20 protein-coding genes and 1 riboswitch are annotated in these 19,187 nt (G+C 55.6%); of the genes, 16 read left to right on the top strand and 4 right to left on the bottom strand.

Annotated features, from left to right (window positions below; genetic code table 11):
- Positions 1-235 precede the first annotated feature (235 nt).
- Positions 236-409, top strand: coding sequence for an H-type small acid-soluble spore protein (locus YWK_RS21435; protein ID WP_084453566.1), 174 nt, complete (start codon positions 236-238; stop codon positions 407-409).
- A gap of 797 nt (positions 410-1,206) precedes the next feature.
- Here the strand turns inward: YWK_RS21435 and YWK_RS22125 are convergent.
- The gene (locus YWK_RS22125) at positions 1,207-1,356 is read right to left on the bottom strand and encodes a hypothetical protein (protein WP_169727153.1); all 150 of its coding nucleotides are present in this window, start codon (positions 1,354-1,356) and stop codon (positions 1,207-1,209) included.
- 368 nt (positions 1,357-1,724) lie between these two features.
- On the opposite strand from YWK_RS22125, the gene YWK_RS0108030 reads away from it, so the two are divergent.
- From YWK_RS0108030 to mctP, 5 genes are all read left to right on the top strand, one after another.
- Complete coding sequence (locus YWK_RS0108030; RefSeq protein ID WP_026964397.1) at positions 1,725-2,471, top strand: (Fe-S)-binding protein; 747 nt, start codon at positions 1,725-1,727, stop codon at positions 2,469-2,471.
- Positions 2,468-3,925: a LutB/LldF family L-lactate oxidation iron-sulfur protein gene (locus tag YWK_RS0108025; RefSeq protein ID WP_026964396.1), complete on the top strand. Its 1,458-nt coding sequence runs from the start codon at positions 2,468-2,470 to the stop codon at positions 3,923-3,925. The genes YWK_RS0108030 and YWK_RS0108025 overlap by 4 nt, the downstream gene beginning before the upstream one ends.
- Positions 3,922-4,599 (top strand): LutC/YkgG family protein, encoded by a 678-nt coding sequence (locus YWK_RS22650; protein WP_026964395.1) that lies wholly within the window; start codon positions 3,922-3,924, stop codon positions 4,597-4,599. The genes YWK_RS0108025 and YWK_RS22650 overlap by 4 nt, the downstream gene beginning before the upstream one ends.
- Positions 4,600-4,780: 181 nt before the next feature.
- Positions 4,781-4,984: a DUF3311 domain-containing protein gene (locus YWK_RS0108015; RefSeq protein WP_026964394.1), complete on the top strand. Its 204-nt coding sequence runs from the start codon at positions 4,781-4,783 to the stop codon at positions 4,982-4,984.
- A gap of 57 nt (positions 4,985-5,041) precedes the next feature.
- Complete coding sequence (gene mctP, locus YWK_RS0108010) at positions 5,042-6,559, top strand: monocarboxylate uptake permease MctP (protein ID WP_026964393.1); 1,518 nt, start codon at positions 5,042-5,044, stop codon at positions 6,557-6,559.
- A gap of 106 nt (positions 6,560-6,665) precedes the next feature.
- On the opposite strand, the gene thrB is transcribed toward mctP, so the two are convergent.
- Together thrB and thrC are read right to left on the bottom strand one after the other, a co-directional pair.
- A complete protein-coding gene (thrB, locus tag YWK_RS18895; protein ID WP_051375356.1) occupies positions 6,666-7,628 on the bottom strand; it encodes a homoserine kinase in 963 nt (320 codons plus the stop codon).
- A 73-nt stretch (positions 7,629-7,701) separates the two neighbouring features.
- The gene (gene thrC / locus YWK_RS0108000) at positions 7,702-8,784 is read right to left on the bottom strand and encodes a threonine synthase (protein ID WP_026964392.1); all 1,083 of its coding nucleotides are present in this window, start codon (positions 8,782-8,784) and stop codon (positions 7,702-7,704) included.
- A 402-nt stretch (positions 8,785-9,186) separates the two neighbouring features.
- A riboswitch (SAM riboswitch) is annotated at positions 9,187-9,303 on the top strand.
- Positions 9,304-9,419: 116 nt separating this feature from the next.
- Here thrC and YWK_RS18890 point away from each other — a divergent pair.
- Together YWK_RS18890 and YWK_RS0107990 are read left to right on the top strand one after the other, a co-directional pair.
- Entirely contained in the window at positions 9,420-10,736 is a 1,317-nt protein-coding gene (locus YWK_RS18890; RefSeq protein WP_051375355.1) for a homoserine dehydrogenase, read from the top strand.
- 210 nt (positions 10,737-10,946) lie between these two features.
- Positions 10,947-12,329 (top strand): FAD-binding oxidoreductase, encoded by a 1,383-nt coding sequence (locus tag YWK_RS0107990; RefSeq protein ID WP_026964391.1) that lies wholly within the window; start codon positions 10,947-10,949, stop codon positions 12,327-12,329.
- A 30-nt stretch (positions 12,330-12,359) separates the two neighbouring features.
- On the opposite strand, the gene YWK_RS0107985 is transcribed toward YWK_RS0107990, so the two are convergent.
- The gene (locus tag YWK_RS0107985) at positions 12,360-12,596 is read right to left on the bottom strand and encodes a hypothetical protein (protein ID WP_026964390.1); all 237 of its coding nucleotides are present in this window, start codon (positions 12,594-12,596) and stop codon (positions 12,360-12,362) included.
- 251 nt (positions 12,597-12,847) lie between these two features.
- Here YWK_RS0107985 and YWK_RS20910 point away from each other — a divergent pair, with 251 nt between their 5' ends.
- The 8 genes from YWK_RS20910 (at position 12,848) to YWK_RS0107945 (ending at position 19,173) form a co-directional block, all read left to right on the top strand.
- On the top strand, positions 12,848-13,249 hold the full coding sequence (locus tag YWK_RS20910; RefSeq protein WP_051375354.1) for a thiol-disulfide oxidoreductase DCC family protein: 402 nt from the start codon (positions 12,848-12,850) through the stop codon (positions 13,247-13,249).
- A gap of 112 nt (positions 13,250-13,361) precedes the next feature.
- A complete protein-coding gene (gene coaA, locus YWK_RS0107975; protein ID WP_026964389.1) occupies positions 13,362-14,321 on the top strand; it encodes a type I pantothenate kinase in 960 nt (319 codons plus the stop codon).
- Between the two features lie 288 nt (positions 14,322-14,609).
- Entirely contained in the window at positions 14,610-15,065 is a 456-nt protein-coding gene (locus YWK_RS0107970; RefSeq protein ID WP_026964388.1) for an RrF2 family transcriptional regulator, read from the top strand.
- Entirely contained in the window at positions 15,043-15,243 is a 201-nt protein-coding gene (locus YWK_RS0107965) for a YezD family protein (RefSeq protein WP_342664236.1), read from the top strand. The genes YWK_RS0107970 and YWK_RS0107965 overlap by 23 nt, the downstream gene beginning before the upstream one ends.
- Before the next feature lie 403 nt (positions 15,244-15,646).
- Positions 15,647-16,204, top strand: a complete 558-nt coding sequence (gene ssuE, locus YWK_RS0107960) for an NADPH-dependent FMN reductase (RefSeq protein ID WP_342664240.1) — start codon at positions 15,647-15,649, stop codon at positions 16,202-16,204.
- 5 nt (positions 16,205-16,209) lie between these two features.
- A complete protein-coding gene (locus YWK_RS0107955; protein ID WP_026964385.1) occupies positions 16,210-17,208 on the top strand; it encodes a sulfonate ABC transporter substrate-binding protein in 999 nt (332 codons plus the stop codon).
- On the top strand, positions 17,208-18,401 hold the full coding sequence (ssuD, locus tag YWK_RS0107950) for an FMNH2-dependent alkanesulfonate monooxygenase (protein ID WP_026964384.1): 1,194 nt from the start codon (positions 17,208-17,210) through the stop codon (positions 18,399-18,401). The genes YWK_RS0107955 and ssuD overlap by 1 nt, the downstream gene beginning before the upstream one ends.
- Complete coding sequence (locus YWK_RS0107945) at positions 18,376-19,173, top strand: ABC transporter permease subunit (RefSeq protein ID WP_026964383.1); 798 nt, start codon at positions 18,376-18,378, stop codon at positions 19,171-19,173. Before ssuD ends, YWK_RS0107945 begins: the two co-directional genes overlap by 26 nt.
- Positions 19,174-19,187: the final 14 nt, after the last annotated feature.

The raw sequence follows: 19,187 nt of genomic DNA, 5'->3' as shown, positions 1-19,187 counted from the left end.
ACCCGTCGAATATGCCCTTGTTTACATCTTATCCACATCCTCATATTTATAGTATTGAAGAACGTTCGGAAAACACCCGCGCAGCGGGAATATTGCCGTGGTGCGGGTCTGGGAAAGCGGAGGCTCCGTCAATGGACGCGTTGACGTTGTCGTGGTTGTTGCGTTGCGGAATTCGCATTGCGGTCATGGAAGCGGGGGATAATACGGACAAATTGCGCTACTAGGAGAGATTTGAATGGACATCCAACGTGCGAAAGAAATTATGGATTCCCCCAAAATCATCAATGTGACATATCGCGGTACGCCCGTTCATATTGACGCAGTGTTCGAGACCACATCGTATGCACGGGTTCACTATGAAGACGGTACCGCAGTGAATGCTGCGCTGGACGAATTACAGGAAAATTAACGTCTTCCCCGTCGTACATTCGCTTCATATCTTGAGGAATGGCTGCAAGCGGTGCAGCGCGGAGGTGTTGGTTCTGCAATCCTTCGGAATGAAAATGCACCGAAGTGAGTATTGTTGCAAAAGTGTACAACGCTTCCGCATTTTGTTAGTCATGCTACGAAGGTTCGGGCCATATATTGTTGAGGGATGACAGGAAAGCAACCCTCTCCTCATTACCTACGGATGCGAGTAAGGTGGGTTACCCTCATCCATAGGCCATGCCCGGTTTTACGCAACAGATGAGCGATACCTCGTTTGTGAATTAGGCGCATTGAAAGGTCAATAATCTGCAGGCTGACCAGAATGATTTGTAGCATCACCACTACCTGTACCATCGCCTCGCGCCTCCCTGCTTGTTCGGAGCAAGGGCGCTTTTTCCTGCCATCTACTCTGAAAACTATTCCATAATCTCCGCAAATATTCCCATTTGTGTTCGTTTAACACGTAAAATTCCCAGAGAATCGACACTTTTTCGAAGCTGCATCCGGTTACGGGCGAGGTCTGCCGTGGGATAACGACTGGTAGACACAGGGTTATAAAAAAGCACCGGCCGTAGCCGATGCCCTTCAAATCACTGACTTATCACCAGCATCCTCTGCTTGGACAACCTGGATCAACAACCACGTTTCTTGTGATGGGTTGGTATGAGCCTACCATTCGCTCGAGCACCGGCCGAACGGCTTACCCGGAACCTTCATGCGACACATAAAAGATTCTCACAGTAGCGAGTACGTTGCTTCTGCCCCTTTGTGCATGACTCAGTACGCTCCCACTCCAGCACCTGCGCCATACGCGCCGCCACCTGCGTATCCGCCGGTAAACGGAACGAGCAGGATGAATAGAACGAAGATAATTAGGAACACCACGGCCCATCGCGTAAATCCACCAAAACATCCACCATCGTACACAGACCCACCCCCCTTCAATCAGCATGGCTCATTCTACGAAGTCATGAACCGATGCGAAACGGCTGGTGTCCAACTGGAATTTTCGTAAAATATGGACAAGTTGGTTCTGTGTTGGGTATTTTTGTGTATGAGCGATTTGCAAAATCACTCTAGAGTGGTTCAGCACTGGTAGATGTTACTTGCGTTCTGCAAATTTCCATGTGGAATGGTTCAGCACATTCAGATGATGTGTTTCATTACTGCCTGAAACACCACATATTGTGCTGAACCAGTTGTTCGTCGTTATTTTGCAAATCGCTGATGAGCGAAAACAGCCCCTTATCATCTGTATTGCATGGACATGCCAGCTTCATGGGAGTGAGCCAACGTTGAAAGTCTCACTATTCATCACGTGTCTCGTGGACAACTTCTTCCCGAACGTTGGGGAGGCCATGGTCCGAATTCTGCACCATTACGGCGTCGACGTGGATCTTCCTGAAAGCCAGACTTGTTGCGGCCAACCGGCGTTCAACAGCGGCTACGTGAAAGAAGCGAGGGCAGCCGCAAAGACGCTGCTCGATGCGTTCGACGGTGCGGATTATGTCGTAAGTCCTTCGGGATCTTGCACGGGTATGATTCATCACTACTTCCCTCAGCTGTTTCAGGACCATCCCATCGATTCCGCCCGCGCCCGGGCGCTGGTTGACAAAACCTTTGAGTTGTCTCAATTCCTGGTGAACATCCTCAATGTGACCGATGTCGGCGCCCGATTTCCGCACACAGTGACGTATCATCCATCGTGCCACGGTTTGCGGCTGCTCGGTGTGAAGGATGAGCCGCTGCAACTCCTGAGCCACGTACAAGACTTGCGATTGGTTCCACTCACAGGTGCCAACGACTGTTGCGGATTCGGGGGAACGTTTGCCGTGAAGATGCACGACATTTCTACGGCGATGGTGAGTGAAAAGGCGGATCGCGTCGTGGAAAGTGGGGCAGAGGTGCTGGTCGGCACGGACGCGGGTTGTCTCATGAACATCGGTGGGCGCCTTCGCAAACAGGGTCAACCTGTGCGCGTGATGCATTTGGCGGAACTGCTTTGGGAAGGCATGCAGCAAGGAAAGGTGGTGTCCCGGTGAGTACAGAGAAGGATGCAATCCAAGTGACGACCATTGTGGACAGGTCCCGTTTGGCGCTGCAAGACGACTTTTTGCGAGGGGCTGTGCGTTTTACAACCGAACGATTGCGGGGGCGGAAGGCGGCGTCTTCGGAAGAGTTGGGCAACTGGGAAGCATGGCGAGAGCGCGGAAGACAAATTCGCAGCCACACCATCGCCCACCTGGACTATTACCTCCGCCAGTTTGTCGACAATGTCCAGGCGCACGGCGGTCACGTCTACTTTGCGGCGAATGCAGAGGAAGCAGCCCAAACGATTGTGAAAATCGTGGAAAAGAAACAAGCCAAGCTTGCGGTGAAATCCAAATCGATGGTGTCCGAAGAGATTCACATCAACAAGCACTTGCAAGAACGAGGCATTGAGGTGGTGGAGACCGATTTAGGGGAATACATCATCCAACTCGCCGGCGAAATGCCTTCCCACATCATCATCCCTGCCATCCACAAGACTCGGTCGCAAATCAAGGACCTGTTTACAGCGGCCGGCGCAACGAATCTGACAACGGACACGAAAGACCTAACGGCTTTTGCCCGCCGCGCGTTGCGAGACAAGTTCCTTAGGGCAGACGTCGGGATGACGGGCTGCAATTTCGCCATTGCGGAGTCCGGCTCTGTGGTTTTGTTCACGAACGAAGGGAACGGTCGCATGGTTTCGACACTGCCCAAAACCCACATCGTGACCATGGGCATGGAGCGTATACTGCCCACATTCGCAGATCTCGAAGTGATGGCGAACCTCCTGCCGAGGAGTGCGACGGGACAAAAGCTCACCACGTACATGAGCGTCATTACGGGACCGCGCAGGGCGGAGGAGGCGGATGGTCCGGACGAGTTGCACATTGTCATTTTGGACAACGGGCGCTCGTCGCAGCTCGGTGACGACGAGTTCCAGGAGGTCTTGCATTGCATTCGCTGTGGGGCGTGTTTAAACGTCTGCCCGGTCTACCGCCACATTGGCGGCCACGCGTACGGGAGTGTCTATCCGGGGCCGATTGGCGCGGTGTTGACACCGCTGTTGAATCAGGGAGAGGCCTATCAAGATCTACCGTACGCGTCCAGCCTGTGCGGCGCCTGCTACGAGGCTTGTCCCGTGAAAATCCCGCTGCACGACATGTTGGTCGCTTTGCGCCGCAGAAACGTCGAGCAAGGGCGGACGAAGTGGGCAGAGCGTATGGCCTTTCAGGGCTATCGGATGGTGTTTGCCAAGGCGGGCAGGTACAAACGCGTCATGCGCTTGGCCCGCAAGGCTCAGAAGCCCCTGTTGCGCCAGGGATACGTCGAGTCCACCATGGGTCCGCTCATGGGTTGGACAGAGAGCAGACATGCACCCGCACTTGCCAAGTCATCGTTCCGTGAGCGGTTCCAGTCCATGCAACAGGCGTGGAGACGTGGAGAGGATGGGGGTGACCAGGTATGAGAGAGGATGAATTCTTCGCCGGAATCGCCAAACGGCTCGGGCGTTCGTCCGCATTGACCACCGCACCCGCGCGGGACGTGGTGGGCGCACCGGACTTTTGGCAATCGTATGCGTTACCGGAAGAGGAACGGCTTGAAAAGTTCTGTGTGGAGTTGGAGAAACTCGGTGGTTCTGCAGTGGTATATGATTCCAAGGCGTCGCTGTTACAGGGATTATCTGGTTTCCTGGAGACACTTCAGCCGCGGACGGTTGGTATGTGGAGCGGCGCCTTTACGGCGGAGTTCGATGTAGACCGTGTTCTCGCTGGACGCGAAGTCGTGTATTGGGGTACAGACGGTGCGAATTCGGTCGCTCGTATGGCGCAGGTGGACGTGGGCATCACAGGTTGTGACTTCGCGATTGCCGACACAGGAACCGTGGTGTTGATGAGCGATATTCACAAAGGGCGATCCGTAAGTCTGTTGCCGAGTGTTCACGTCGTCTTGATCAAATCGAGTCAAATTCGGACGAGGATGGGTGAGGTCTGGGCGGAGGTTCTACAACAGCACGGTGGTCATCTGCCATCTTCCATTCACTTTATCTCTGGACCGAGTCGCTCGTCCGACATTGAAAACGACTTGAGCATCGGCGTTCACGGTCCGGCCACGGTGTACGCGTTGATTTGGCAAGAATAGCGGGGTGGGCGGACACACGTAGAACAGAACATCCTGTCTGCAAAGAGCCAGCTCGGTCTGCCGTTGGAACAGGTGGATGCCTCAGCGACCTTGACATGGAATCTATCAACACGCAATATTTTAATAAGTGCAAAAGTTTAAACGCACAGGGATAGATTCCGCGGAGAAAGGAGTTGACGGAATGGAGGACAGTCCACGACGCAACGGTAAGAAGTACGGGTGGTATGTGCTCTTAATCATCCCATTTATCGCCACCTTATATCCGCCGTTTTACGCGTCGGTGAAACCGGAACTGTGGGGCATCCCCTACTTCTACTGGTATCAATTTTTGTGGGTTCTGATCAGTGCGGCGCTGACCGTCGTTGTCTACAAAGCCACGAACTAGTTTTCCTTGCGTTGCACGAATCTGGACAAATCCATATTGGGGAAAGGGATGCTCACCATGCAGTGGCCTGCTTTCATCGTATTTGTCATTTTGTTCCTGTTGGTGACCGTACTCGGGTTTGTCGCAGCCCGGTGGCGACGGGGAGATCTCACATTACTCGATGAGTGGGGCTTGGCCGGCCGCCGTTTCGGAACCATTGTGACGTGGTTCCTGTTGGGGGGCGACTTGTACACAGCGTACACGTTCATCGCAGTTCCAGCGACAATGTTTGGTTCCGGCGCCACTGGCTTCTTCGCGGTGCCGTACACCATCATCGTGTATCCGTTGGTGTTCATGGTCATGCCTCGCCTATGGGCGGTGGCGAAAAAGTACGGCTATGTCACCGTTGCCGACTTCGTCCGTGGCCGCTACGGCAGCCACGGCCTGGCGTTGGCCGTTGCCGTGACGGGGATTTTGGCTACGATGCCCTACATCGCGCTGCAGTTGGTCGGCATGAAGACGGTCCTCGAGGCGATGGGACTGGGGGGCGAATGGCCGATTATCGTCGCCTTTATCATCTTGGCGGTGTACACCTACACGAGCGGTCTTCGCGCGCCCGCGATGATTGCCATTGTAAAAGATCTCTTGATTTACATCACAGTCATTGCGGCCGTCATCATCATTCCTATCAAACTGGGTGGATTCGCAAATATCTTCCACCTGGCGCAACAGGGTTTGGCAGCACGTCCCAAGCCTGGTGCGTTTGTGATTGGTCCGAAAGCGTATACAGCGTACGCGACGTTGGCCTTGGGCTCCGCCCTCGCCTTGTTCCTGTACCCGCACTCTCTGACCGGTGTCTTTAGCGCCAGCAGCGGCAAGGTCATTCGGCGGAATGCCGCACTCCTGCCGGCGTACTCATTTGTGCTGGGCATCATCGCGCTGCTCGGTTACATGGCGATTGCAGCGGGCGTGCATCCGAAGACGAACAACGGCGCAGTGCCGCTCCTGTTCCTGAAGGAATTCCCAAACTGGTTCGCGGGCGTGGCCTTCGCAGCCATTGGGATTGGCGCACTGGTTCCGGCAGCCATCATGTCCATTGCGGCTGCAAACCTGTTTACGCGCAACATCTACCGGGAGTACATCAAGAAAGACTGCACGCCGCAGCACGAATCCAGTGTGGCAAAGTTCGTGTCGCTCGTGGTAAAGGTTGGTGCATTGCTGTTTGTGGTCGCCATGCCAGGCGAATTTGCCATCAACCTTCAGCTGCTGGGCGGTATTTGGATTATGCAAACACTGCCGACCATCATCATCGGCTTGTACACGCGTTGGCTGCATCGCTGGGCACTGCTCATCGGTTGGGCCATAGGGATGCTGACCGGAACCTGGATGGAAGCGTCACTGCACTTCCAAGGTTCCACCTACACCATCACCTGGTTGGGGAACCTCTCAGGATACGCTGCGGTGTGGGCGCTCGTGGTCAACCTCGTGGTCACAGTAGTTCTGTCCGCTGTGTTCAACGCACTGGGTGTGTCGAAAGGAACGGATTCCACGCGCCCGGTCGACTACAACGACAGCACAGTTGGCGTACAAGCGTAGCCTTGATGTAAAGCATCACAGATTGCCGATTCGAAAAACGACGCATGTGGGGGAGACCCGCATGCGTCCTTTGTCAATTGGTCGAATGGAATGGTGCAGGGGGAAGTCAGCCATCACACTGTCGCACAGAAGTAGGCTCCCGCGATATGGAGAATACTTCACTGCGGCAGGGCACGTTGTGTTCGCGCCAGGCGAGTGTCATCTGATCTGCGACGCGCCATGCCACCTTTTCGTCGTCACACCACGCCAACATCGATGGGCCTGCGCCGCTGAGCGTGGTGGTAATGGCCCCTGCTTGCAAGGCGGATCGGCGCACGTCCGCATACCCTGGAATGAGCGCTTTTCGGTACGGCTCGTGCAGCCGGTCGCCAAAGCCGCCTTTGAGCAGCGACAAATCGCCGGTCGCCAGGGCCAGGGTCAGGCGCGATGCCTGAGCGACGTTGTACACGGCGTCATGCCGGGAGATGTTCTCCGGCAAGACGCGGCGCGACTCTTCCGTCAACAGCGTGAAATACGGTACGGCCACCACAAAGTGCAAGTTCATCGGAATCGGCAGTGGGATGGTACGGTGGCCTTGGTCGTCTGGAATACTCAGGCAACCGCCTCCTTCGAACGCCGGCGTCACGTTGTCGGGATGTCCTTCCATCTCTGTTGCGATTTTCAGAAGGTCCGCTCGAGAAAGGGCGCGGGGCGGATCGAAATAGGAAACCAAGGCATTCGCCAACAGTAAGCCTCCAACAATCGCCGATGCGCTTGATCCGAGTCCAGCCCCGACAGGGATACGGTTGTGGCACACCACTTTCCACTCTCTAGGCACGAGGTCGCTCTGGACGCGGTTCAACAACGTGTCCATGGCCCATACCACCGCGTTGCTTCTGTCGGTGGGCAACAGATTGCTCGATTCCCCGAAGACTTCGACCGCGAACGGAACCCCCACTTCAACTGCGATGTCGTTGTACAGGGACAGTGCAATGCCCATGCAATCGAATCCGGGGCCGAGGTTTGCCGATGTCGCGGGCACCTGCACTTGAAAGCGGATGCGAGGAGGTGTGCGAAGGTCAGAGCCCACGATGCGTTCGTCTCCTTCCACTGGACTTGTCAGCGTTTCGTTCAACGTGGATTTGAGCGATTTGTAACATCGCTCATTTCAATAGGCCGCCAATGGCCGCTTCCACATCTAGGCGATGGCAGTTCACGACTTCCGGTTGCTGTACTGCGGTGGCGATGGCACTGTCCGGGTCTTTTAACCCGTTTCCAGTCAATACGCACACGATGGTCTCGCCAGCGGCGATCTCACCTTGTCGATGCAGTTTCAGCAGCCCGGCCACGGAAGCGGCCGACGCGGGTTCGGCAAAGATGCCTTCGGAGGCCAGCAGTCGATATGCCGCGCGGATTTCGTCATCGGTGACGAAGTCAATGCGGCCGCCGGACTCCTCAGCTGCGCGCAGCGCGAGATGCCCGGACGCAGGTTTGCCAATCCGAATGGCGGTGGCAAACGTCTCGGGCGTTTCAATGGGATGCCCCTTCACCAGGGCGGCAGCGCCTTCGGCCTCAAAGCCGTTCATCTTCGGTCGGTGGCTCACCAACTGTGCCTCGCTGTATGCGCAAAAGCCCTTCCAGTACGCGCTGATATTGCCTGCGTTACCCACCGGGATACAAAGCCTGTCCGGAGCATCCCCAAGCGCGTCGCAGATCTCGAAGGCGGCCGTCTGTTGTCCTTCCAGCCGATACGGGTTGGTCGAATTCACCACCGTCACCGGTAGCGTCTTCGCCAATTCGTGCACAATCGCCAAGGCCTCGTCGAAGTTGCCCCGTACGGCGATAATCTTGGCTCCGTACACCATGGCCTGTGACAGTTTGCCGAGGGCCACGTAGCCGTCTGGAATGAGAATGATGGCGTTCATTCCTGCCCGTGCCGCATACGCAGCCGCGGACGCGGAAGTATTGCCTGTGGATGCGCAAATGACCGTTTTGCTCCCGGATTCCAATGCCTTTGCGACGGCAACGACCATGCCTCGGTCTTTAAAAGATCCGGTCGGGTTTGCCCCTTCCAGTTTCAGATATACCTTCGCACCGGTCCGTTCACTCAGTCGGTGCGAGAGCACGAGCGGTGTATTGCCTTCGTTCAGCGAAAGCCGCGGCGTGCGGTCCGTCAGTGGCAACCACTCTCCGTACGCTTGCAACAGACCCGGCCACGCACCGTGCCGACGCCCTTCCTGTTTCATGCCACCGAAACCTCCTTCACCTCAGCGATTTGCAAAATCACGATACATTGCGGTTCAGCACAACGTCGCGCACTGCTGAACGACTCTACTGAAATTTTGCAAATCAATCATTTTCATAAAGTTTCGCGGACATGCCGCGCGCTGTCAAGGAAAAGATGAATACAGTGAAGGGATCTTGCGGTAGCGGGAAGACGCTTTGTTACGGGAATGACTCGAGCGATTTGCAAAATTTCTCTAGAGTGGTTCAGCACACATCGATGATGTGTTTCATCACTGCCTGAAACACTTCGAATTGTGCTGAACCAGGTGTTCGTCCTAATTTTACATATCGCTGGGCGTTTGACGTGATTTGCGAGCGGTGATATAGTATCTCCAAACTACAATGTACATAATATGGTACAACTCTTATCCAGAGCGGCGGAGGGACTGGCCCGATGAAGCCCGGCAACCACTGAAGGATGTCCTTCAGAGAGGTGCCAATTCCTGCAGGCGAACGACGGTTGGCCTGAGAGATGAGAGGAGTGACCTTGTCGCAATGTTCGATTGCAGACAACCGCTCCTCGCCGGGGCGGTTTTGTTTTGGTGCAGTAGGCCTCGGGATGGAAAAGTTGCAATGTTCAGAAGGGGGCCTCGCTGTGCATAACGTGCGGAACATCGGATTGTTGGGGTGTGGAGTTGTTGGCGGCGGAGTGGTGAGCGCTTTGTCGCAGAATCGAGATCATCTGTTGCAACACTGTGGCGTGTCGTTCGACATCGTGAAAATCGCCGTGCGGGACCTGGAGCGTTCGCGCGTTGACTCGGTTCAACGAGAGTGGCTGTGCGACAACTGGCGGGACGTGTGCGAGCATCCGGAGATTGATATTGTCATTGAAGCGATGGGCGGAGTGGACCCCGCGTTTGAGGCCGTGAAGACCGCACTGGAACGAGGTAAACACGTCATCACCGCCAATAAGGAATTGCTTGCCACCTACGGTCGGGAACTGTACGCCATCGCCCAGGCGAACGGTGTGACCGTGCTCTGCGAAGCCAGTGCCCTCGGCGGCGTGCCCGTACTTCACGCGCTGGATCACTACTTCGCGGCGAACCGCATTCAGAAGGTCACCGCCATCGCGAACGGCACGTCCAATTACATCCTCACGCGGATGCGCGAAGACAGGGTCACATTTGCCGAGGCGCTTGCCGAAGCACAACAAGCCGGCTACGCGGAGGCAGATCCATCGTTTGACGTACTGGGGCAGGACGCCCGGTTTAAACTGCAAATCCTGTGCAGGTCCGCCTTCGCCACAGAGGTCGCGACCGACGACATCGAGTGTGTCGGCATTCCCGATGTGGACACGCAGGACATGGAAGTGGCTGAAAGCCTTGGATGTCGCATTCGTTTGGTTGCCACGGCGGAGGATGACGGCGAAGTACTTCACGCGTCCGTGAGACCCGTTCTCGTTCCCGCGCACCATCCTCTGTACGCGGTGGATGGCGTGAACAACGCGCTGTGCGTGGATGCTGACATCGTGGGGCAAGTCGTGTACGCGGGGCCTGGCGCTGGCTCCTTCGCGACGGCGAGTGCCATCGTAGAGGATTTGGTTCGTCTGGCAACGACTGCGAACCAGCCGCGCTGTGTTCACACACGAGTGAAGCCGGTGCATCCCGTGCGTTATCCTGCCTACTTGGTGGTGCATCGCAGATACACATCGCACCGGGTGGGACCGTACACGGTGCCGTTTGAAAACACCGCCCTGGCGTCCGTGGATTACGTGGGGCCCACTTCGCTGGGCGTCGAGTGTTGGGTCATTCAAGGCGAAAGGGCGCATGTGGAACAATGGACGGCGCACCTGGCTGGCCTCTGCCATGGGGAAGTGCGTTGGTATCCGTTTGTCGAGGCGCCGAAGGCGTACCCCGCTGGACTGCCCGTTCAGCACCTCGATGCATCGCTCCGCTTTGTTGCGGCCGAGTAATCGCGGAATTGCCGTCCTCCCAAGATGTGCCGCGAAATCGTGTACAATAAAACTAGCAAACTCGTCATGCGAGTCATTCTCATTATCCAGCGATTTGCAAAATAGAGACGAACCACTCGAGAGGCATTTCAAATCGCTAAATCATCACAACCTTACCACGATTTTGCGGGTTCGCATGGAGGTTGTGAATCAGGGAGGCGCGTCACATTCATGTCCCTCTACGAAGATCTTGTTTCCATCTTGTCGAAAGACCAGGTTTCCACTGGAGCGTCCATTCTTGCCCAACACAGTCGGGATGAGTCGTATCACACCCCAGCACTGCCGGATGTGGTTGTGTTTGCCGAGTCGACGGACGATGTGGTGAAGGTGGTTCGCTACGCTGCGGAGCATGAAGTCCCCGTCGTTCCATTTGGCACTGGAACCAGCCTGGAAGGGCACGCCATCCCCATCCGCGGGGGTATCAGCCTCGACATGATGCGCATGAACCAAATACTCGAGGTGCGCCCGAACGACTTTCTCGTGAAGGTGCAACCGGGCGTCACCAAAAACCAGTTGAACGACGCGCTGCGCCCATACGGCCTGTTTTTCCCGGTCGATCCAGGCTCCGACGCCTCTCTTGGCGGCATGGCGGCGACCAATGCGAGCGGCACGACCACTGTGCGCTTCGGCGCCATGAAAGACAACGTGCGGTCGCTGCAAGTGGTGCTGGCGGACGGGACCGTGATTGAAACGGGGACCTTGGCGGCGAAGTCATCCTCCGGCTACAATCTCACGCCGATATTCGTCGGTTCGGAAGGAACGCTAGGCGTGATCACCGAACTTTGGCTTCGCGTCTACGGGCTTCCCGAAAAAGTTGTCGCGGCGAAGGTGATTTTCCCGAGCATTGAAGCGTGTGTGCAGGCATCAACCGCGATGGTGGGCAGCGGTGTACCGGTGGCTCGGTTGGAGTACGTAAGTCCGGCGTACGTGCAAGCGTTCAACAAATACAAAGGAACGGACTTCCCTGTAGCGCCCACCCTGTTGGTGGAGTTCCATGGAAACTCGGAAAGCATTGAGTACGACGTACAATTCGCACAGGAGATTGCGTCAGAGGAAGGCTGCACGGCGTTTGACTTTGTAGTGGAAGAAGCACAGCGACGTGAGCTTTGGGAGATCCGCCACAACGCCGTCTACGCGTTCATGCACCAATACCCCGGTTTTGGGCACATGTCAACAGACGTCTGCGTGCCGTTGTCCAAACTGCCCGATGCAATTCAGCACGCACAGGCGATGTTGGAGAAGATGGGCATTGACGGCGCCATCATTGGACACGTGGGCGATGGAAACTTCCATGTGAGCATGGCGGTGCAACCGGACAGCCCGGATTCCATGGCAAAGGCAAACGCGTTCAACGAAGAGGTGGTGAATCATGCGCTGTCGCTGGGTGGAACGTGCACTGGGGAACACGGTGTGGGCCTCGGGAAGCGCAAGTACCAGGAACGCGAACATGGCCCTGCCCTGGCCTTGATGCGCTCCATCAAGGCCACGCTGGATCCCAAAGGCATCCTCAACCCAGGCAAGCTGGTGCACGATGAGAAGATAGAGTCACATTGAAAGTAGGCTCAGTAGACTGTGTGCTTCAGGCTATCCGACGGAATGAATGACGGGCGCCTGAATCCCCGTCGCCATACCCGCCACTATGAACATCAACCAGGGAGCGATGAAGGCGAAAACCAACAGCAGGCCGCCCACGATGGCGCGCCTGACATATTCTGTGCGGTTTTCTCCACGCCGGAGTTCCCAAACTGCCAGGGCTAGATGATATAAACCGCCTATGAACAGTAGCAACAGTAAGAGGACGAGGATGATGATGAAAACCATGAGGTCATCGTTCCTTTCGTTTCATGGATATGAAAAGAATACCATTGTGACTGACGGACGAGCACGCTTTTCCTGCGTTTCCTGGGCAATGACAAGTCATACAGATTGAGAAGGATTCAGCGCACAGACCTTTTGTCGAGCGTCCTTGCGGAGTACACTAGTGATCTGATCAGTATTCCAACACAACGATATGCAACGGTGTCGGTTTTAGAATTTTCTACTCGGACGCTGAGAAACGTGGGGAATGGCCTGTGAAGCCAATCACTGTGCTGTACGATGGTCATTGTGGACTGTGCAGAGCGGCCATGGGGAACATTCGCAAGCGGTACGGTGCGAATGTCATTGGCGTGGACTTTCGCACCGTGGACCTCAAGGAGATCCATCCGGAACTGACGGAGCAGGCGCTTGAGGCATCTCTGCACGTGGTGGATGAGAACCGCGTGTATCGAGGGGCTGGCGCGTTGGTGAGGATTGGTCGATTACACCCGGTGTGGCGAAAGATAGTGTGGCTGTACGCGGTGCCACCGGTACGTTGGATGGCAGACGCAGCGTACGGCTTTGTTGCCAGGCATCGGTTTGCATTGTCGCGGGTGTTTGGGCGTACATCGGCGTGTGAGGATGGTAGCTGCACCGTCCACCACCCGCGGAAGTGAGATTCAAGAGTCTCAATACGGGCTGCGTGTGTAGTTGCGTGGATGGAGTGGGTTGATGTACGCTGTACCAAGTGCATGCCCTTATGATGGTTCGTGAAGGAGCCTTGCCATTATGACCAAAAAGTCGCAAAAGAATCAAGTCTTTTCACCCTACTTATACTTTACCCGCGACGATTGGGCCCGCCTGAGAGCGGCCACGCCGCTGTCGCTCACAGAGGAAGAGTTGGAACGCCTACGTGGTCTCAACGAACGGATATCGCTCGATGAAGTTTCGGACATCTATCTGCCGTTATCCAGGTTACTCAACCTCTATGTGGGTGCAACGCAGAAATTGTTTACCGCGACCAATACGTTTCTCGGGAACCCGGCGCAGAAAGTCCCCTACATCATCGGGATTGCGGGCAGTGTGGCCGTCGGAAAGAGCACCACGGCTCGTATTATCCAGGCGCTGCTCGCGCGTTGGCCGAATCATCCCAAGGTGGACTTAATCACCACGGACGGCTTTTTGTACCCAAACCGCGTCCTGGAGCAACGCGGGCTGATGAACCGCAAGGGATTTCCGGAAAGCTATGATGTGCGCAGGCTGATTGAATTCGTAGCCGCTGTCAAATCGGGAGCCCCTGAAGTCAAGGCCCCGGTCTATTCGCATCTTGAGTATGACATACTTCCGGACCAATATCAGGTGGTTCGTCAACCGGACATTATGATTCTGGAAGGGTTAAACGTCCTGCAGACAAATCGCACAGGTCGAAAGCGCGGTCCTCAATTGTTTGTATCTGACTTCTTTGACTTCTCTATCTACGTGGACGCAGAGGAAGAACTCATCCAACGATGGTATTTGGAGAGATTCCACACATTGAGGGAAACCGCTTTCCGGAACCCCAATTCTTATTTCCATCGGTACGCGCATATGTCTGCCGAGGAAGCCGACGCATTTGCGCGCCGCATTTGGAAGGAAGTCAACGGTGTCAACTTACGCGATAACATCCTGCCGACAAAGCACCGCGCGGATTTGATTCTGGAAAAGGGACCGTCGCATGCAGTTCAAAGTGTGCGGTTACGGAAGATCTAACCTGTTAGCGCATTGCAAGAACAGTGACGAACTACGCTCGCAAATTCTTACGCATCGCTCATGCCGATGATGATTTTGTTACAACGCGTGTAAGCACCCGGTGCACTGGACAAGTTCCAGTGGGCCGGGTGTTTTATTTCACATCAAAACAGGAACACGTTTCCCCACATTCGTCTTTTCACCATTCCTCTCCACGGCGCATACCGTGCTCTAGGCATTTGCCCTTCGACGCACCAACCATGAATCACGACCAATATGCTCAAGATGGTTGAATAGGTGGTGGTGGCCGTGAAAGTGTCTAGCCGCGGCGAGTATGCTCTGCGTGCGCTGCTTGTGCTCGGCCAATCGTGCGGTGAGGTTCTGACGATTGGAGAAATTGCGGATATGACACTTGTGTCGTGCAATTATCTCGAACAAATCATGTTGCAGTTGAAGAACCTGGGTTACGTCAGGAGCAAGCGGGGAATGAATGGAGGCTACATGTTGCGAACCTCTCCCAAGGGCATTTGCATTGGAGACGTGATACGCAACCTGGAGGGCCCACTGTCTCCCATGAGTTGTGCCAGTGTCACTGCATATGAACCATGTCCGCTCGAAGCTGCCTGTATGTTGCAGCCGCTGTGGATCTTGGTTCGAGAGACGGTGGCGCGGGTTTTGGATGAAACGACGCTCGACGACTTAATCACCGGTGCAGTGGTTACGCGAAGTGGGGGGAAAATCATTGAATCATCGCATGATGGATGAGGGCCCGCAGTGGCTCAAACATATGCTTCAATCCCTGGAAGGGCTGGAGTACGGTACGATACAGATTGTCGTTCACGACTCGCAGGTCACTCAAATCGAACGTGTTGAGCGGCGCAGGTTTTCCCTGGAACAGACGCGGAAACGAGACAAGGTGCAGAGGTCGAATGGTCAACTTTGAGCGATTTGCAAAATTCCTCTTGAGCGGTTCAGCACGACTAGATGTAGCGTTTCTCTAATGCCAGAAACACCACATATTGTGCTGAACCAGCTGTTCGTCGTTATTTTGCAAATCGCTGAACTCTAATTCATCATTTGCGCTTGATATAAACGAACAATTCCGATAAAATTAGTAATCATTTCATAGGGAAGGCTGATCGGACCACCGAAGGCCCTTCACATCGGAACATGAGCAGGAGACTCATGTCCGGTGAGAAGGGCCTTTTTGCATCCGAGCGCTTGTCTGTTCACACGCACGTGGCGTTTGGATAGGGGCTCGTCACGCAAGGTGCATGACGTGTGGGGACGATTCGGCCAGAGTATCACATCCATTGCAAACCAGGAGGGATATCGCGTTGAACATCGTGACCATCTCAGGGAGTCCATCGTCTTCGTCTCGGTTAGCTGCTCTTCTGGCGTTCGTTCACGAGTCCCTTGCGGCGTCTGGACTCTCCGTGGACTGGATCAATGTACGGGAACTGCCGGCTGTGGACCTGGTCTGCGGTAACGCAAACAGCGCTGCGATTCAACAGGCGACCGAACGAGTGCGAAACGCGGACGCCGTGATTGTGGGAACCCCGGTGTACAAAGCCTCGTACACGGGATTGTTGAAAACGTACCTGGACCTGTTACCGATGCACAGCTTTGAAGGGAAGGTGGTTCTCCCGCTTGCGATTGGCGGCACGCAGTCACACCTCTTAGCACTCGACTACGCGCTGAAGCCGCTGTTGGCTGTGCTGGGCGCGACGCATATCCTGCGCGGCGTGTTCGCGCTGGAAAGGCATGTGGTGAAAAAACCAGATGGCTCGGTCGAGCTAGACAATGAGATTGCAGAGAGACTGTCCGCTGCGCTGGTGGAGTTGGTCGCAGACGTCTACAACATGTCGCGGACGGTGTACGCGGGAGGGGGAACAACGTCGTGAAGTGGATGGGGAGGTTATTCCAAATCGTCAGGCGGGCCGCCACTTGGCTCGTCGCCGGTGTGATGATGGTTGCATTGGCTGCATGCGGAGCTGCTGCGCAAACGTCTGAGCTGCAGCCGACTGGTGACAAGATTGTTCATATTGGCTACCAGAAGTATGGAACCCTGAACATCGTCAAGGCACAGGGCCAGTTCGACAAGACCATGCAAAAGCTGGGGTACAAGGTCGAGTGGACGGAGTTCCCCGGCGGACCGCAATTGCTGGAGGCACTGCGCGCCGGGAGTATCGATATTGGGCACGCTGGAGAAGCTCCACCCATCTTCGCACAGGCGGGAAACACCCCCTTTGTCTATCTCGGACACGAGCCGTCAAGTCCACACAGTGAGGCGATGTTAGTGCCCCAAAATTCCACCATTCACAGTGTGCAGGATTTGAAAGGCAAAAAGATTGCGCTGAACAAGGGGTCCAACGTGCACTACTTGCTGGTAAAGCTGCTGCAGTCCGCTGGACTCCAGTATCAAGATATCCAACCCGTGTATTTGGCTCCTGCGGACGCCCGTGCCGCATTTCAAAAAGGAAGCGTAGACGCGTGGGTGATTTGGGACCCGTACTACGCGGTGGCACAAACGGATTTGAAAGCACGGGTACTGGTGGATGGGCAAGCGCACGTCGCCAACCAAGAATTCTACTTTGCATCCAAGCGTTTCGAAGAGACACACAAGGACGTCGTGCAAGCACTCATCAAGGCCATCGGAGAGACAGATGCTTGGTCGAAGAATCATCGCAAAGAGGTCGCCCAATTGTTGGCGCCACAGCTGGGGATTGACTCGAGCGTGTTGGAGATAGCGGCCAATCGAAGGGACTACGGATTTCAGCCGATGGATGCCAAGACCATCAACGAACAACAACAGATTGCAGACACGTTCCAAAGCATGGGGTTGATTCCGAATCCAATTCGCGTCGCTGACGACGTAGACAGCCGTTTGACGGAGGGGGCAAAGTGATGGAACTGTTCTGGTTCATTCCGACACATGGAGATGGAAGGTATCTAGGGACCCAGTACGGCGCTAGACAGGTGAATTTGGACTACGCGACGCAGATTGCTCAAGCGGTGGATCACCTGGGTTTTTCCGGTGTGCTGTTGCCGACGGGGAAATCGTGCGAAGACGCGTGGATTGCGGCAGCGTCCCTGATCTCCGTCACTGAGCGGTTGAAGTTCCTGGTTGCCATCCGACCGGGATTGATGTCCCCCACCCTCGGCGCGAGAATGGCGTCCACGTTCGACCGGCTGTCGGGCGGACGCCTGCTGATCAACGTGGTGACGGGTGGCGATCCCGAGGAGTTGGCGGGGGACGGACTCTTTTTGGAACACGATGCGCGCTATGAATTGACCGATGAGTTTCTTCGAATTTGGAGGCAGTTGATGCGTGGTGAAACGGTGACCTACCACGGGAACTACCTGGACGTGGAGGGTGCCAAGCTGCTCTATCCGCCGGTACAGCGCCCCTATCCACCCCTGTATTTCGGCGGTTCCTCACCCGCAGGGCAAGTTGTCGCCGCCGAACACGTGGACTTGTACCTGACTTGGGGTGAACCTGTGCAACAAGTGGCAGAGAAGGTACAACAGATGCGTCAGTTGGCTGCCGAACGAGGGCGGATGCTCCGTTTCGGGATTCGACTCCATGTGATTGTCCGGGAAACAGAACAAGAAGCCTGGAAGGCGGCTGAGGATCTCATCCAGTACGTGGACGATGAGACCATCGCTGCCGCCCAAAAAATCTTTGCCAGGTACGACTCGGTCGGGCAACAGCGAATGGTCGAGTTGCACGGCGGGGATACATCGAATCTGGAAATCAGTCCGAACCTGTGGGCCGGGATTGGCTTGGTTCGGGGAGGAGCAGGCACGGCTCTGGTGGGCGATCCCGCCACGGTTGCAGAACGCATTCAAGAATATGCGGACATTGGGATTGACACGTTTATCCTGTCTGGGTACCCGCACTTGGAAGAGGCCTACCGAGTTGCGGAGTTGCTGTTCCCTCACTTGCTTGTCGCTCAGAGAAAGGATATGCCGGAGACGGCTTTCGTGGGGCCGTTCGGAGAGCTGATTGCGAACGAAAAGTCGCCCGAGGTCAAACCTCAATCACAGGTTCGGGAGGTGGCAGCAGGTGAAGATGAAGTTGCGCCGGCAGGCCGGTAATGGGCGGAAGTTGGTGTCGGCTGCGATACCGGTGCTCGTCATCGTACTCTGGCAGGTGCTTGGCGCATTCGGTCTCATTGCGAGCTCCGTGTTGCCCACCCCGCTTCAGGTAGTCCAGGCGGGCGTTCATCTTGCCGTGACCGGGACGTTGTGGAGTGCCTTGTCGGTGAGTGCAGGCCGGGCATTTCTTGGATTTGCCATTGGAGGAGGCGTTGGTTTTGTGCTCGGCCTTCTGAACGGCGTCTTTCGATGGGCTGAAACGGTATTCGATGCAACGCTGCAAATGGTGCGGACCATCCCGCACTTAGCATTGATCCCACTCGTCATCCTGTGGTTCGGTATCGGGGAGGAGGCAAAAGTCATCCTCGTGGCGTTGGGTGTGCTGTTTCCGGTGTACTTGAACACGTTCCACGGTATCAAGTCGGTGGACCCAGGGTTGATAGAGATGGGGAAGGTGTATGGACTGAACACCCTATCTCTCTACTTGAAGGTCATCCTCCCCGGTGCGTTATCGTCCGTTCTCGTTGGGGTTCGGTATGGTCTTGGCGTCATGTGGACTACGCTCATCGTCGCAGAGACCATCGCTTCCAACACAGGCATTGGCTACCTAGCCATGAACGCGAGGGAGTTCATGCAAATGGATGTCGTCGTGCTCTCCATCCTTCTCTATGCGTTGCTTGGAACGTTGTCGGATGTCATGGCACGGACGTTGGAAAAGAAATGGTTACGGTGGCACCCGCAGTTTCAGGTTTCTGCTGCGGAACCGGCGTGAGGGGAGGATGGCAC

Source organism: Alicyclobacillus pomorum DSM 14955, from assembly GCF_000472905.1.
Lineage (GTDB): Bacteria > Bacillota > Bacilli > Alicyclobacillales > Alicyclobacillaceae > Alicyclobacillus_A > Alicyclobacillus_A pomorum.
The sequence above is the reverse complement of the archived record's forward strand: the minus strand, read 5'-3'. Positions and strand labels throughout refer to the sequence as shown.